Raw genomic sequence first — 15720 nt, 5'->3', positions numbered from 1 at the left:
TCCTGAGCCGCGAGCGGGGCCCGACGGCGCCGGCGTCTCAGCCGTCGTTCCCCAGCGTCCCGCCCAGCGCCTTGACGAGCGAGAGCGTCGCATCGACTTGATCGAGGCGCGACTGCGCGGCATTGCGTCGGGCCTGGCGCGCGAGCCGCTGGGCGTCGAGCCAGCTTTGCAGGCCGATATCCCCCGCGCGATACCGGGCGCCCGATAAATCTGCCGCGCGCTGCGCCAATGCCGCCGCACTGGCGAGCGACGTGTATTGCGACGTTGTGCGCTCGCGCGCCGAGAGCGCGTCTTCGACTTCGGTCAACGCCGTGAGCAGTGTGCTGCGGAACGTGACGACTGATTGTTCGTAGTCGTTGCGGGCAAGCGCGGTGGTGAAACGCGCGGTCTGCACTTGCAGGAACGGCATGGCGACGGTGGCCGCGAGCGTGCCCACGGGATTGGCCAGCAGCCGCGACATCGAGTCGCTGAGGGTGCTGGCCGTGCCGTTGAGTGTGATCGACGGATAGAAAGAGAGCCGCGCGGCGTCGACATCGGCCAATCGCGCACGCACGCGGGTCTCGGCGGCGGCAAGATCGGGCCGCCGCGCGAGCAGCGACGCGGGCAGGCCCGGCGCGATGTCGGGCAGATGCACCGGGGTGAGCGAGGGGCTTTCGGCAAATCGCGTCTGCGCAGGAAGGCCCACGGCGTTGGCGAGCGAGTGACGCGCGATGTCGCGCAGCCGTTCCCAGTCTGCCAGCGCCCCGGCCACCGCGTCGCGATCCTGTTGCGCTTGTACCTGATCGATTGCCGCCACGTCACCGGCGCGCCGGCGCGCATCGACCAGTGCGACCGCCCGCTCTGCAGCGGCGAGGTCCTCCGTGGCGCTGCGCACGTTCTCGTTCAGATACGCCACACGCCAATAGAGCGACGCCACCTGACTCGATAGCGAGAGCGCGGCAGCGCGTCGATCCCATGCGCTGGCGGTGGCTTGCCAATGGGCGGCGTCGCGTTGCGCGGCGAGTTTGTTCCACAAATCGACTTCGTAGCTGATGCCGATGCTCGCGCCCGACGTCGTTTGCGTCTGCCCGTTGTAGACGAGCGCGGCCATGCCGCCGTCGAGCGCTCGCGACTTGGCGGCGGTCACGGTGCCGGAGACCTGCGGCCAGCGATTCGCGCCGGTAAGGCCAGCTTGCAGCGCGTCGCGATCCGCCTGCAAGGCCCTGAGGGCGAGAGCGGGGTTGGTATCCATCGCCTGCCTGACGAGCGTGTCGAGCTGCGGGTCGCGGAACGCCTGCCACCACGGATCGATGCCGTCATCGGCGCGTTGCGATGCGCTCGCGGTGGTGCTCTGTATGCCATCGAGCGGCGCGGCAAACTGTGCCGGGACGGGCAGCGCAGGGCGTTCGTAGTCCGTGCGCGTGAGGCCGCACCCGGCGAGCAGTGCGGCGGCGGCCATCACGCAGAGCGACGGCCGTATCGGCGTGGCGGACCGCATGCGGCGAGCGTGAGGGAGTCGTGAAAAGCGAATCATCGAATCTGCCAAAAAGACCCCCGCGCGCGACACCGAATCGCGCGCGGGGTATAAAAGCCATCCCGAGCCAGAGGGGGGCGCTGCGGGACGGTTGGGGGCAAATCATTCACGGGCCAGAGCATCGACCGGGTCGAGCCGCGCGGCGCTGCGCGCGGGCCACCAGCCGCTGACGACACCGATGGCGCAGGCGCATATCACTGCCGCAGTCAACGTGCTCGCGGAGAACACGACGGCGACTTGCGGCACGAGCGCTTCAACGAGCCAGCCGATGGCGTAGGACAGCCCCACACCGACAGCGCCGCCCATCATGCACACGAGCACCGCTTCGATCAGAAACTGCCGGAGAATGTCTTGACGGCGCGCGCCGATGGCGCGTCGAATGCCGATCTCGCGCGTGCGTTCCGTGACAGACACCAACATGATGTTCATCACGCCGATACCGCCGACCACGAGTGAAATCAGCGCCACGAACGAGAGCAGCAGCGTGAGCATGTGGCTCGTGCGTGAGATCGACTTCACGATGGTGTCCATGTTGAACGTGAAGAAGTCCTTCTGACCGTGCGCGCGCGTGAGCACGCGGATAATGCCGGCCTCGGCGGCCGCGGGAGGATGCCCGTCGAGGATGCGCACGGTGATCGACTCCAGATGCTGCTGTCCGGACAGACGGCTCGCGACTGTCGTCCACGGCGCATAGACGTTCAGCGAGCGGCTGATGAACATCGACGAGCGATCGCGCACCACGCCGATGATCCGCAACGGGAGAGATCCCGCGAGCACGATCTGGCCGACGGGATCGCCACCGTTCGGCATGAGCTTCCTGAGGGTGTTCTCTCCGAGCAGCGCGACCTGTGCCTGGTGCTCGACTTCGACGGTGTCGAAGCTGCGTCCACGGGCGAGCTTCAGACCGTTGGCGCGCAGAAAATCGGCCCCTTCGCCATGCACTTGCGCGTCGGTGTCGAGACGTCCGAAGCGCATGCGGGCCGTGCGCGGGCCGACCTGTGGCGTCACGCTGTCGGTGTACGGCTGCGCGGCGAGCAGGGCGGCGTCGCGTGGCAGCAGCGTGCGAATCTCGACGGCCCTGTCGTCGTTGAAGTCCTTGCCACGCAGCACGGTGATCGTGTTCGGTGCGATATTACCGATGTCGTCGAGCACGCGCCGCTTTGTGCCCTCGCCAATCGCAGAGAGCGACACGACCGACGTGATGCCGATGATGATGCCGAGCATCGTCAGCCCCGTGCGCAACCGATGCGACGCAAGTGCGTGCCAGGCCATCGACAGGCTTTCGGAGAACGTTGGCCAGCCGCGCATCCAACGGCTCGGTTGGCGTCGGAAGGTTGCCGTTGCCGCAGCTGTGGCGGCGGATGGCGTCTGACCCTCCGCGCGGTCATCGCGTGACGTCTCGTAGTGCGCCGTCGCCGCCGAATCCGTGACGGGCACGCAAGGCGTATCGTTCATGCGATCGCGCACGATGCGTCCATCGGCAATCTCGATGATGCGTTGCGCCCATGCCGCAACACCGGGGTCGTGCGTCACCAGAATGATCGTGTGACCTCGCGCGTGCAATTCGCGCAGGATCTGCATGACCTCAAGGCCGCTTCGGCTGTCGAGCGCGCCGGTCGGTTCGTCGGCGAGGATGATGTCGCCGCCATTCATCAGCGCACGCGCGATGCTTACGCGCTGCTGCTGTCCGCCGGACATTTGCGAAGGGCGATGCGACAAGTGCTTGCCGAGTCCCAGGCGTTCAAGCAATGCCGCCGAGCGCAACGAGCGGGCCGTCTTCGATGTGCCTGCGTACACTGCGGGCACTTCGACATTGCCCTGCGCCGTGAGATGCCCCATCAGGTGATAGCGCTGGAAGATGAAGCCGAACGACTCGCGCCGCCGTGCGGCGAGCGCATCGTCACTGAGCGAAGCGACGTCGTAGCCGTCGATTTCATAGCGTCCCGCACTTGCCCGGTCGAGACAGCCGAGCACGTTCATCAGCGTCGATTTTCCCGAGCCGGACGGCCCCATGATCGCGACCATCTCGCCACGCCCGATCTCGAGGTCGACGTCGCGCAGCACCGTGACGGCACCCACGCCCTCGCCGAACGTACGTGAGACGCCCTCGAGGCGCAACAGCGGTGCGGTGGCGCTTGTCACAGCGGGGTTCCTCCGGCATCGTTGTTGCCGGGCGGCGGCGCATCGGTCGGGTCGGCGGTCACGACCCGGTCGCCCTCGGACAGGCCGTCGAGCGCCTGCGCCGTGAGGCGGTTATCGATCCCGACCTTCACCCAGCGAGCGTGGGCCATGCCATGGTTGTCGAGCACGCGCACACGATAGCGGCCGTCGGCACGCTTCTCGCCGAGAGCGACGGACGGGAAGGTCAGTGCGCTTTCGATGTGTGCACGAACGATCGAGACTTGCGCGGTCATGTCGGGGCGCAAGACGCCGTTCGGATTCGGCACGTCGAAGAGTGCATTGAAGAAGATCGCGTTGTTGATCTTCTCAGGCGATGGCTGAATCACTCTCAGCTTGCCTTCGTAGCGCGTCTCGGGCGCGCCGAGAATCGTGAAGTACACGCGCTGACCTTCGCGGATGCGCACGACGTCGGCTTCGGAGACCTGCGCGCGCACCGTCATCATCGACAGGTCGGCGACTTTCAGAATGGTCGGGATCTGATAGATCGACGTTACCGTCTGACCTTCCTGCGTGCTGATCGCCGTGACTGTGCCGTTGATCGGCGCAGTGATGCGGGTGTACGACTGATTCGTGCGGGCCTTGTCGACCTTCACATGCTGCTGGCTGATCTGCGAATCGAGGGAAGCGAGTTCGGCGCTCAGGGCGTCGGACTCGGTGCGGGCCTTTTCCAGCTCGCGCGGCGAGGTGGCCTCGTCGAGGGCCAATTGGCGCTGACGTATCAGCTCGCGCTCGGCCTGCGCGTGACGTATTGCCTTGGCGCGACGATCGGCCGCCAGCGTGGTGAGCCCGGCGTTCGCCTCGCGCAGATCGTTGTCGCTCGATGTCGGGTCGATTTCCGCGAGCAGTTGCCCTTTGGTGACGTGATCGCCGAGCGCGACCTTGAGCGAGCGCAATTGACCATTGGCCTGCGACCCGACCTCCACTTGCTTGATCGGCTGAAGCACGCCGGTGGCGAGCACGGCATCTTCGAGATTGCCACGCGTGACCTTCGCGCTGAGATAGGCGGGCGGCTTGGGCCGCGGCCATTGCCAGATAGCGAGGCCGCAGAGCACCACGAGAACCGCTACGCCGATCTTGCGGCGGCGCGTGAGAGGGAGCAGGGGAAAACGCTTCATCGATCGGGGAATAGGCCAATGGCTGCCGCAATGCGCGGACCAGTGGCAATCCTAATCAAATGGGACGTCGCAAACTGTTTTCAGTTGTTGAGACTTTGTGAACAGAGTTGACTGGCCAATGGCGTCAGGGCAGCGCGCGGGCCCCGGCGGGCAGGTCGGGGTGTTCGGGCGTCGGATACGTCAGGCGGGGCAGGGGCGCTCCCGGCCGGCGCACGATGACCTGATCGACCACGGCTTCCACGTCGGCCGTCTCGGCCAAGGCCTTGAGGAAGGTCGACAGCGCAAAACCTGGGGCGACGCAGCCTTGCACAACGACGATGCGTCGCTGAAACGTGAGCCAGAGCGATGTCTGCGCCGCCCATGGAATCACGGCGGCAATGCTCGAGAGCCGTCGTTGCGCCGATTCGGCAATTTCCACGTCGTAGCGATAGCTGTTCGACAGCCGGCAGCGCCCTTCCAGCCAGCAGTGGTTTCCTTTTTCGATCCGATGATGCGCATCGGCGAGCCAGTCGGATTCGCGCATGGCAGGGCCGAGCGGGGTGGGGCAGTCGGCAATGGCGGTGGAAATGTGGAGAAAGGGGTCGTGACCGAAATTCTGCACAGTGGCTGTGGCGGGGGCGCTCGACGCCGCGCCCGGCGACGAATCGACCCGGCCAGACAAGGCGCTCGGGGCGGCTGCGAGGTTGGCGCTCAGGGCGAGACTCGTCGCCAGGGTCGTCGCCTTGCGGCTGCACAGTGTGAAGATTGCGCGGCACATGCTGCCTCCCATGCCCCTCTCGGACAATGTGGACAACGCCGCAGCGTCGGCGTGTGCGCGTCAAGATGGGTATAATTGCGCGCTATGTCGCCTAACGTCGCTGAAATCTTGATTTTCCTGCCATTGGGCCGCTTGTCATGCCGTCGCGCGGCATCGTGCCGCCTTACCAATCCTTTCTGAAATAAGGATTAGGCGCCATTCTATAAGATGCTTCGGCCAATACGACGCTGGACGTGCGCGCAAACTGCGGTGTAACTCGACACCGAGGGAGCATAAATCATGTCCAGAGGCATAGGGGCGCCGAATTCGGCGCTGCACCGCGCCTGGCGTTTGCCGGGTCAGGGATCTGCTGCGACGGTCGGCACACGCCGTGCGTCGTCGTCGCCGGATCGATTTACGAATGCGCTCCGGGCGCTTTCCAGCACGCCGGAGCCGCCCGTTGTGACGCAAGACAGTGCCGTTCACCTGTCGCAAGGCGCCAGCGCCCCGCGCAACACTTAAATTACCGAGAGAATTTCATGAGTCTGCATGTTCTTCTGGTCGACGACGATCCTGTCGTTCGCGACCTCTTGCGCGAATTGCTGCACGCCAATGGCATGCAGGTCTCGGTGCTTCACAACGGTGCGTCGCTGTTGCGCCGGCTCGAACTCGAGCGGCCGTCGGTGATTCTGCTCGACATCATGATGCCCGAGCGCGATGGCCTGCGTGCGTTGCAGGACCTGCGCGCGGCTGGCGAAGACATTCCGGTGATCATGCTCTCGGCGCGGGGCGGTCCGCTTGACCGCGCGCTCGGGCTGGAGCTGGGCGCAGACGACTATCTGGCCAAGCCCTTCGATCCGCGTGAGTTGCTCGCACGTATTCACGCGGTGCTGCGCCGTCGCGGACCGGTGGCGGCGAGCGCTCCCGACGCGCGCGCCCCGTACCGCTTCGGTCCGTTCGAGCTGGATTTCTCGCTGCGCACCCTGCAGCGCGAGGGGGAGCGCTTACCGCTGCGCGATACGGAATTCGCCATGCTCAAGGCGTTTACGCAGCATCCGATGCAGGTGCTGCCGCGTGTGAAGCTGCACGCCATGCTCTACGGCGACGGCATCGCGTTCCGCGATCGGAGTCTGGACGTGCCGGTGTGGCGTTTGCGGCGCCTGATCGAAACCGATCCGTCGGAGCCTCGCTACATCCAGACGATTCGCGGCAAGGGCTATGTTTTCGTGCCGGGCGGCGAATTGTCCGAAGGCGCGACGTCCGACGCCCGTGAGCGATCCGGTGGCGTTGGCAGCAACAACGGCAACGACGGCAGCGACGATGAGCCATCGCTCGCACCGGCGGCATCCGCATCGGTCGGCAAGCGCACCGTGCGCGGCTGGCGGGAGTCGGTTGCGTGAGTCTGCGTTGGCTGCTGCGCGACTCGCTGTTCGCGCGCATGGCATGGCTGGGCATCGCCGTCTTGCTGGTGATGCATCTGGTGTGGAGTGCGCTGGTGTTCTATCAGCGTCCCCGCCAGCAGGTGGACGGCTTCGCGCGCGGCCTGCTCATCGCCATCCAGAGCGTGGATCAGCGGGCGGTCACGCCGGGCAGCCTTGCGCCGCCGCATGGGCTTCGACGCGTGCCGCTGGCCGACGCCCCGGCGTTTGCCGATGGCGCGGATGACGAACGCGCGACCCGTCTGCGGCAGGAACTGCTCTCGCGATTGCCGCCGGGCACGCAGTTGCACATGATCAACGAACGCAAGCGCGGCAGCTTGTGGGTCTTGCTGCCGCAGCATAACGAATGGATTGTCATCGGCGTCGACTTGCCGCCGATGCCGCCGTTCGTACGCGAGACAGTGGGCATCCTGATCGGCGCGGTGCTGCTGGCGTTGCTGGTGGCATGGCAGATGCAGCGGCCGATCGCGCGCGTGGCGCAAGCGGCGCGCGTGATTGCCCGGGGGCGTCGCCCGGCGTTACTGCCGGAGCAGGGGCCCCATGAGTTGCGCGATCTGGCGCACGCCTTCAACGACATGGCGAAGCGACTGGCCGAAGCGGAAGACAATCAGGCGATCATGCTCGCCGGCATTGCACACGATCTGAAGTCGCCCCTCACGCGCCTGCGTTTGCGCGCCGATCTGATCGACAGCGACAGTTCGCGCGATGGGTTCGTGCGCGATATTGCGTCTATCGACCATATCGTCCAGCAATTTCTCGCCTACGCACGCGACGAAGCCGATACGAGTCCGCTGGTGGGCGTCGACGACTTTCTGCGAGAGCAATTCCCGGCGGATGACGACGGTGACGACGGTGAAACGGCAGCCCGTGCTGCCGGCGACCCCGAGGGGGATGCCTCGCTATTCGTCTGCCATTTGCGCGCGGGCCCGGACTTCATGCTGCCGCGCACGCTGCTCGACCGGGTCATGTCGAATCTTGTCGACAACGCGTTGGAGCACGGCGAGCCACCGGTGCGTCTGGCCACGTGGTGCGAGGGGGCGGAGGGATATATCGAGGTGAGCGACTGGGGCGCGGGCATTCCCGACGAACAGGTGGCGCTTGCGATGCGTCCGTTTGTGCGTCTGGACGCCTCGCGCGGCGGCGAAGGCCATTGCGGCCTCGGTCTGTCGCTGGTCGGGCGGCTGGTCGAAGGGCTGGGGGGGACCGTGCGTCTGGACAAGGCGCAGGGCGGCGGTCTGCGGGTCACGCTGCGTTTGCCGTTGGCATCGGTGTCCGCACTTGCTTGGGTTCCGGCCGCCTAGCCGCCTGCCGGCGCGAGCCGTTTGCGCGGCACTGGCTCAGGTGGCTCGGGCGTGCGCGATGCGCAGCCTGAGCCACCGTCAATCGAACGACGTCAGTAAATCTCCGGCACGATCATTTCATTGGCCACTGGGTGACGGATGTAGTCCTCGCTGCGCGCGCGCTCGGGCAGCACCACGGGCGAGCGTTCCACGTCGTGATACGGCATTTGTCCGAGCAGGTGATGAATGCAGTTCAGACGCGCGCGTTTCTTGTCGTCCGCCTGTACCACCCACCACGGGGCTTCCGGAATGTGCGTGCGCTCGATCATCACTTCCTTGGCGCGCGTATAGCTTTCCCAGCGACGACGGCTTTCCAGGTCCATCGGGCTGAGTTTCCACTGCTTGAGCGGGTCCTGAATGCGCGCGAGGAAGCGCGCTTCCTGCTCTTCGTCCGAGATCGAGAACCAGTACTTGACGATCTGGATGCCGCTGCGCACGAGCATCTTTTCGAACTCTGGCACCGAGCGGAAGAATTCCTCGTACTCGCTCTCGGTGCAGAAACCCATCACGTGTTCCACGCCGGCGCGGTTGTACCAGCTTCGGTCGAACAGCACGATCTCGCCTGCGGCGGGCAGATGCTGGACATAACGTTGGAAATACCACTGCGTGCGCTCGCGATCGTTGGGCGCGGGCAGGGCGGCCACACGGCACACACGGGGATTCAGGCGTTGCGTGATGCGCTTGATTGCACCGCCCTTGCCTGCGGCGTCGCGGCCTTCGAAGATCACCACAAGCCGGTGACGGCTGCGAATCACCCAGTCCTGCAATTTGACGAGTTCGCCTTGCAGACGGAACAGCTCGCGGAAGTATTGCAGACGATCGCCGCGGGCGGCATCGGTCAGATCGTTCAGGCCGGGCAGACGAAGGTCGTCGATTTCCATCTCGATCTCTTCATCGTAGCTGTCGATCAGGTCATCCTGGAGGCGACGCGCGAGCGAGGCGTCGTGGTCGGCGTCGGAATCGAATTGGGTCATGGCGACGATCTCTTACGGGCCAGAAAACACAAAAGGCACCCTTGTAGCTTGGGTGACGGCAGGCATACGCTGCGCGATACCGCGTGCATGGCGCGCCCGAGGGTGAGTTCGAGTATGCGACGATTTTATGACACTCGCATGGCGTTGGCGAATACCGGTCCGGCCGAGCGCCTCGTTGCGGCCCGTCAGGCGGGCAAGCACGGCTTGGGGGGCGGTGGTGGGCATGGGATTTTGTTGTCACGAAAACGAAATATGACATTGTCATGATGGCCGATCCCACCGTGCCGCGGTGCGGTTCATGTCAATCCCCACGTCCGTTCAGACACCGCACGCATGTTCGCCGACCTGGTTCACAACGCTTACGGCTGCGATCAGGCTGGCCTGATCTACGGCTACCGATTTACCGACGGCGCGCCGCCCGAACCGATCGATACGGCCGGGGCGCTCGGGTGGCTGGCGCAAGGTGAGCGTGCGCCAGGCTTTCTGTGGCTGCATTTCAACTTCGCGCACGCGGCGTGCGAGAAGTGGCTGCAACAGCATCTGAGCCTGCCTCACGAATTCCACGAGAGTCTGGGTGAAGGGTCTCGCTCCACACGCATCGAACATTCCGACGACTGGCTGCTTGCCGTCATCAACGACGTGATTTTCGCGTTCGACATTGCGCAGTCGGAGATTTCGACGTTGCGGGTCGCGGCGAACGCGCGGCTGCTGGTGACTGGCCGCGTGAAGCCGCTGCGCTCTATCGACAAGTTGCGGGCGTCGGTCAAACGCGGCGATGCCTTCCGCTCGCCGCTGGCGCTGCTGGTGCACCTGCTGCGCGATCAGGCGGATGTGCTCGAGCGCATCGTGCGTGAGACGAGCCGCCGTGTGGATACGGTCGAGGATCGGTTATTGCAGCAGCGCATCGAGAGCAATCGCGCCGACCTGGGGTCGTTGCGCCGCGTGCTCGTGCGATTGCAGCGTCTGCTGGCCCCGGAGCCGGCGGCGCTTTTCCGGCTGCTCAGCCGTCCTCCCGTGTGGGGGCATGCCGAGGACGTGCAGGAATTCCGTCAGGCGACGGAAGAGTTCGCAGTGGTGCTAAACGACCTGTCGGCATTGCTCGAGCGGATCAAACTATTGCAGGAAGAGATCGCGGCAATGGTCAGCGAGCGCACGGAGCGCACCATTTACACGCTGACGGTCGTGACCGTGCTCGCGTTGCCGATCAACATCGTGGCGGGTTTCTTCGGCATGAACGTGGGCGGCATCCCGCTCGCAGACCATCCGCACGGCTTTTGGGTGCTCGTCGCCATCGTTGCCTCGGGCACGGCTGCCGCTGGCTGGTGGGCATTTCGGCGGCGGCCCGATTGAGCGACGCAGGACGGCGTTGAGCCCAGAAGTCGCTTCCCGCCGTTGTCGGCCGGGTCGATACGGCGTTCGCGAGCGGCAATGACCCGCGCTCAGCACGCTGCGTGTGCCGCCGCCCCTGCCTGTATCTTGTCCACCGCAGCCAGCACGTCCTCCGGGGCAATCTCCCGCGTGCACTCGAACGCCCGCGCGGTGCCCTGATGCCGCGGGCACCAGTGAAAATCGTCATGGTCGTAGCGCAGCGCCGGGTCGTGCCAACAGCCGGTGCAGACATCGTGCGCGATCACGCGGTACGGTGTGGCGAACTCGTTGTGCGGGAGCGTGAAGCCCGAGATGAGCACCGTGGGCGTGCGCATCGTCCACGCGAGCCAGGCCAGTCCGCTCGACAAGCCGATGAACGCGTTTGCGTGCATCAGCCAGCGCGCCCGTTCGGTCAGCGGCAGATCGCCCGTTGCGTCGACGGCGCCTTCCGGGATCGACTGCCAGAAGTCCCCTTTGCCATGCCGCGCCTTCTGATCGATGCACACGACTTGCACACCGCGCGCGCGCAAGCCTGCTACGACCGCCTCCCATCCGTCCTGCCGGTTCCAGTACTTGCATTGCGCAGTGCTCTGTACGGCGATACAGATATACGGCTCGGCCATCGGCCGTGATACGTCTGGCAGTGCTGTCTTCGCGGGCGTCTCGGCGTCGTCGACCCCGAGAATGTGTGCCGCCGTACGATGCAGCCCTGTCTCGCGGAAGTCGCGCGGCTGGTGGACGCATTCGTTATCGTCGAAGAACAGGCCGACGTTGTATGTCGCGTAATACTTGCGCCGTTCCACTTTGTCTTGCGCGACGAAGTCCACGCCGGGATAGGCGTCGCGAAACAGCGCCGCTACCGCAGGCGTGACCACACAGGCCAGGCGGCACCCGTGTGTTTCGGCAAATCGCAGGGCATAGGGCAGCCAGCCGAGGACGTCGCCCAGCGCAGCGAGCGGAAACTGGACGAGCACATCCTGATCGCGGGCCTCGTAGCGATGTTCGAAGACCACCACGTCGTTGAGCCAGATCGTGATGCCATACGGCACAAAGTACTTTGCCGGACTGCGCACGACGCCCGAAGACAGCGAGACCTCGGTCAGCGCGGTGCCATCGCGCAAATCGCTGATCCGCACGCGCCACGGCAGCGGCTGGCCGAAATCGGGGATGACCACGCGGGCACCGTCGTTGAAGTCGAAGCGCAGGCCGGCCGGGCCGACTTGCGTCGGCAGCAGGGCGGGCGCCAGAAAGATCTGGTGCGGCGAGGGGATAAACGGCGTTACCACCGGCGCATTGGCGGTGGACGTCACGTTGGTTTGGGCGGCGGCGGCGAAGGCATCGTTCATGAACGACACCTTACGCCGGACCTCACGCGAGCCATCGCGAGGCAAACGTGCCGAAACGGGTCTATTTCGCGAAATTGCCCGGTTTTGACGTCAGAAGACCTTTCCGCGCCTTTCCGCCGGACGAACAGCACTTATGTCGCGCCGGTCATCGTCTGGTATTGAGTGCGCAGCGCCTGTGTGAAAAGCCGATGCGTTTCGCGAGGATTTTCGCGGCGGGTGAACATCGCCACCGGCGGGAGCGTCCAGGTGAGCGACCACGGGACGACGGCCACGCCGGCAACCCGTACCAGCTCTTGCGCAATGTCGGCGGGCAGCAGCGACACTGCCCGCTCGCTGCTTGCGAGCAGCTCTCCGGTCAGCCGCGACGAGAAGCTCTCGACGACAGGCACCGGCGGCACGACGCCCGCATGCAGGAACAGGTCCGACAGTTGATCGCGCATCGGCGTGTTGGGGGCGCCCATCACCCAATCCAGCTCGGCCAGTTGCGACCATACGGGTGCGCTGCGTCCGAGCCGGGCGGCCAGACGGCGGCTGGCCACCACGCGCGGCATCTGGTGGTGAAGCACTTCGAATTGCACCTGCGTCAGATCGACGCTGGCTGCCGCGCGTCCGATCACGACGTCGAGCGTGTGATCGCGCAGTTGTGCCATCAGCGATTCGCTGGTGCCTTCGTGCAGGGTGACGGTCAGCCGCTGGGGAATCTGGGCGAGTGTTTGCTGAATGGCGGCCGCAAGCGTTTTGCCTGAAATGTAGGGGATCACGCCGACCTGAAGCCGTGCGGCATGCCCGGCCATCACGGCCTCGATGTCACGGGTCAGATGGTCCAGATCGTGCACCATCGCCTGCGCTCGGGCGAGCACGACTGCGCCCAGTGGTGTTGGCGTCATGCCGCGCGGGGTCCGGTCGAACAGCGGGCCGCCGAGCATGCTTTCCAGCTCCGCAAGGGCGCTCGTGACCGCCGGCTGACTCGTTGCCATATGCTCGGCCACCCGGGTGAGCGAGCCGTGCTGCTGAATTTGCAGCAACAGCACGAGATGACGCATCTTGAGCCGGGTCGTCAGCCGCCGAACCGCTTCCCCCGTATCGAATGGCACCGCCCCCATCTGTCCTCAGTCCCCTGAAACCCCCGATGCTCCGGGCTTATATCGAAAATATGATGCCCCCATAGTAATTCAGAATCGTCCCTCGCTGGCGGCTGCCTAGAATGGCCAGACATCTGATGCGCCGGGGCGGCAATCGTCTCCAGAACGGTCCCCGGCGCTTGGCAGAGCCGAGACATTCACCGAGGACGACACGCCATGAGCAACAACAACGATCACCAGGCCGCCCTGGAGTATCACCAGTTCCCGACGCCGGGCAAGATCTCCGTGACGGCCAGCAAGCCGCTCGTCACGCAGCGCGACCTGGCGCTCGCCTACACGCCGGGTGTTGCCATCCCGTGTCAGGAAATCGCGGCCGATCCGGCGCAGTCGTTCAAGTACACGGCGCGCGGCAATCTGGTCGGGGTGATCACGAATGGTTCGGCCGTGCTCGGTCTGGGCAACATCGGTGCGCTCGCCTCCAAGCCGGTGATGGAAGGCAAGGCTGTCCTGTTCAAGAAATTCGCCGGAATCGATGTGTTCGACATCGAAATCACCGAGAGCGATCCGGACAAGCTCGTCGAGATCATTGCCAGCCTCGAAGCCACGTTTGGCGGTATCAACCTGGAAGACATCAAGGCCCCGGAGTGCTTCACCGTCGAGCGCAAGCTGCGCGAGCGGATGAAAATCCCTGTCTTTCATGATGACCAGCACGGCACCGCCATCACCGTGAGCGCCGCATTCATCAACGGCCTGAAGGTCGTTGGCAAGGACATCCGCGAAGTGAAGGTGGTCACCTCGGGGGCCGGCGCTGCCGCGCTCGCTTGCCTGGACCTGATGGTCGACCTGGGCCTGCCGGTCGAGAACGTCTGGGCGACCGACATCGATGGCGTGGTCTATGAAGGCCGTGCGGCCGGCATGGACCCGGACAAAGCGCGTTTCGCGCAGAAAACCGATAAGCGCACCCTCGCCGAAGTGATCGAGGGCGCCGACGTGTTCCTCGGCCTGTCCGCCGGTGGCGTGCTCAAGCCGGAAATGCTCAAGACGATGGCGTCGCGTCCGCTGATTCTGGCGCTTGCCAATCCGACGCCGGAGATATTCCCCGAAGAGGCTCGCGCCGCGCGCGACGACGTGGTGCTCGCCACGGGCCGTTCGGACTTCCCGAATCAGGTCAACAACGTGCTGTGCTTCCCGTACATCTTCCGCGGCGCGCTCGACGTTGGGGCGACCACGATCACGCGCAGCATGGAAATCGCCGCCGTCCACGCGATTGCCGGTCTGGCGCAGGAAGAACCGAATGATTCCGTCGCCACGGCCTATGGTGCGTACGACCTGTCGTTCGGGCCGGAATACCTGATTCCGAAGCCGTTCGATTCGCGACTTATCGTACGTATCGCGCCGGCCGTGGCGCGTGCCGCCATGGAAGACGGTGTGGCCACCCGGCCGATCACCGATTTCGACGCGTACGCCGAACAGTTGCAGCAGTTCGTGTATCACTCGGGCGCGTTCATGAAGCCGATCTTCTCGGCGGCCAAGCAACTGGTGCGCGACGGCGGCAAGGCCCGTATCGTGTTCGCGGAAGGCGAGGAAGAGCGCGTGTTGCGCGCGGTGCAGGTGATCGTCGACGAAAAGCTGGCCCGCCCGATTCTGGTGGGCCGTCCGGAAGTGCTGCTTGCGCGCATCGAGAAATTCGGTCTGCGCCTGCGTCTGGGCGAAGACGTCGAAGTCACCAACCCGTACTACGACGAGCGCTTCCATCAGTACTGGACCAACTATTGGGAACTGCGCTGCCGTGATGGCATCACGAAGGAAATGGCGCGCGTCGAGATGCGCCGCCGTCTTACGCTGATCGGCGCGATGATGGTGCGTCTGGGAGACGCCGACGGCATGATCTGCGGCACCGTGGGCGCATACCACGACCACCTGCGCTTCGTCGACGAAGTCATCGGCAAGCGGCCTGGCGCGAACACCTACGCGGCGATGAACATTCTGCTGCTCGACAAGCGCACCGTGGCACTTGTGGATACGCACGTCAACGACGACCCGACGGCCGAACAGATCGCCGAGTTCACGCTGGCGGCCGCCAAGCAGATGACGTGGCTGAACCTCAACCCGAAGGTCGCGCTGCTCTCGCGCTCGAACTTCGGCTCGGGCAGCGCGGCGTCGGGCACGAAGATGCGCCGTGTGCTGGAGATGGTCACGGCGCAGGCGCCGGAGCTGGAGATCGACGGCGAAATGCACGGCGACTGCGCGCTCGACGAAGCGCTGCGCAGCCGTATCCTTCCGCATTCGCGTCTGAAGGGCGCCGCCAACCTGCTGGTGTGCCCGAACGTGGACTCGGGCAACATCGCCTACAACCTGCTCAAGACGGGCGCCGGCAGCAATGTGGCCGTGGGACCGTTCCTGCTGGGCGTGGGCGCACCGGTCAACGTGCTGACCTCAAGCTCGACGGTGCGACGCATCATCAACATGACGGCCCTCACCGTTATCCAGGCCAATCGTGACTGAAGTCCACACGGCGCTCGCGCTCGGGTAGTTTTCCCGGTGCGTGGCGCCGGTCGCGACGGCCCCGGCAGGTCAGATTTTTCAGACCGTTCGTCAGCCCCGGCAGGTTTGGCAGCCGCATCGA

10 protein-coding genes and 1 pseudogene are annotated in these 15720 nt (G+C 65.2%); 4 read left to right on the top strand and 7 right to left on the bottom strand.

Annotated features, from left to right (window positions below; genetic code table 11):
* Positions 1-37: 37 nt before the first annotated feature.
* From PBR20603_RS12095 to PBR20603_RS12080, 4 genes are all read right to left on the bottom strand, one after another.
* The gene (locus PBR20603_RS12095; protein ID WP_174977902.1) at positions 38-1477 is read right to left on the bottom strand and encodes an efflux transporter outer membrane subunit; all 1440 of its coding nucleotides are present in this window, start codon (positions 1475-1477) and stop codon (positions 38-40) included.
* A gap of 138 nt (positions 1478-1615) precedes the next feature.
* The gene (locus PBR20603_RS12090; protein ID WP_150559777.1) at positions 1616-3655 is read right to left on the bottom strand and encodes a MacB family efflux pump subunit; all 2040 of its coding nucleotides are present in this window, start codon (positions 3653-3655) and stop codon (positions 1616-1618) included.
* Complete coding sequence (gene macA / locus PBR20603_RS12085) at positions 3652-4809, bottom strand: macrolide transporter subunit MacA (RefSeq protein WP_150559776.1); 1158 nt, start codon at positions 4807-4809, stop codon at positions 3652-3654. The genes PBR20603_RS12090 and macA overlap by 4 nt, the downstream gene beginning before the upstream one ends.
* A gap of 124 nt (positions 4810-4933) precedes the next feature.
* Positions 4934-5566 carry a hypothetical protein gene (locus tag PBR20603_RS12080; RefSeq protein ID WP_174977901.1) on the bottom strand — a complete coding sequence of 211 codons (633 nt, stop codon included), beginning with the start codon at positions 5564-5566 and terminating at the stop codon, positions 4934-4936.
* Positions 5567-6084: 518 nt separating this feature from the next.
* Here PBR20603_RS12080 and PBR20603_RS12075 point away from each other — a divergent pair.
* Both PBR20603_RS12075 and PBR20603_RS12070 read left to right on the top strand, forming a co-directional pair.
* A pseudogene (locus PBR20603_RS12075) lies at positions 6085-6813 on the top strand (response regulator); the annotation flags it as partial.
* Positions 6814-6941: 128 nt separating this feature from the next.
* A complete protein-coding gene (locus PBR20603_RS12070) occupies positions 6942-8285 on the top strand; it encodes an ATP-binding protein (RefSeq protein WP_246174592.1) in 1344 nt (447 codons plus the stop codon).
* A 92-nt stretch (positions 8286-8377) separates the two neighbouring features.
* Here the strand turns inward: PBR20603_RS12070 and ppk2 are convergent, their stop codons facing one another.
* Positions 8378-9298, bottom strand: coding sequence for a polyphosphate kinase 2 (gene ppk2 / locus PBR20603_RS12065; RefSeq protein ID WP_150559774.1), 921 nt, complete (start codon positions 9296-9298; stop codon positions 8378-8380).
* A 333-nt stretch (positions 9299-9631) separates the two neighbouring features.
* Here ppk2 and PBR20603_RS12060 point away from each other — a divergent pair, with 333 nt between their 5' ends.
* Positions 9632-10648 (top strand): transporter, encoded by a 1017-nt coding sequence (locus tag PBR20603_RS12060; protein WP_150559773.1) that lies wholly within the window; start codon positions 9632-9634, stop codon positions 10646-10648.
* A gap of 89 nt (positions 10649-10737) precedes the next feature.
* On the opposite strand, the gene PBR20603_RS12055 is transcribed toward PBR20603_RS12060, so the two are convergent.
* A complete protein-coding gene (locus PBR20603_RS12055; RefSeq protein WP_150559772.1) occupies positions 10738-12012 on the bottom strand; it encodes an autotransporter strand-loop-strand O-heptosyltransferase in 1275 nt (424 codons plus the stop codon).
* A gap of 131 nt (positions 12013-12143) precedes the next feature.
* A complete protein-coding gene (locus tag PBR20603_RS12050; protein WP_150559771.1) occupies positions 12144-13106 on the bottom strand; it encodes a LysR family transcriptional regulator in 963 nt (320 codons plus the stop codon).
* A 204-nt stretch (positions 13107-13310) separates the two neighbouring features.
* Here PBR20603_RS12050 and PBR20603_RS12045 point away from each other — a divergent pair, with 204 nt between their 5' ends.
* A complete protein-coding gene (locus PBR20603_RS12045; RefSeq protein WP_150559770.1) occupies positions 13311-15599 on the top strand; it encodes an NADP-dependent malic enzyme in 2289 nt (762 codons plus the stop codon).
* Positions 15600-15720 lie beyond the last annotated feature (121 nt).

This window comes from Pandoraea bronchicola (assembly GCF_902459805.1).
Lineage (GTDB): Bacteria > Pseudomonadota > Gammaproteobacteria > Burkholderiales > Burkholderiaceae > Pandoraea > Pandoraea bronchicola.
The sequence above is the reverse complement of the archived record's forward strand: the minus strand, read 5'-3'. Positions and strand labels throughout refer to the sequence as shown.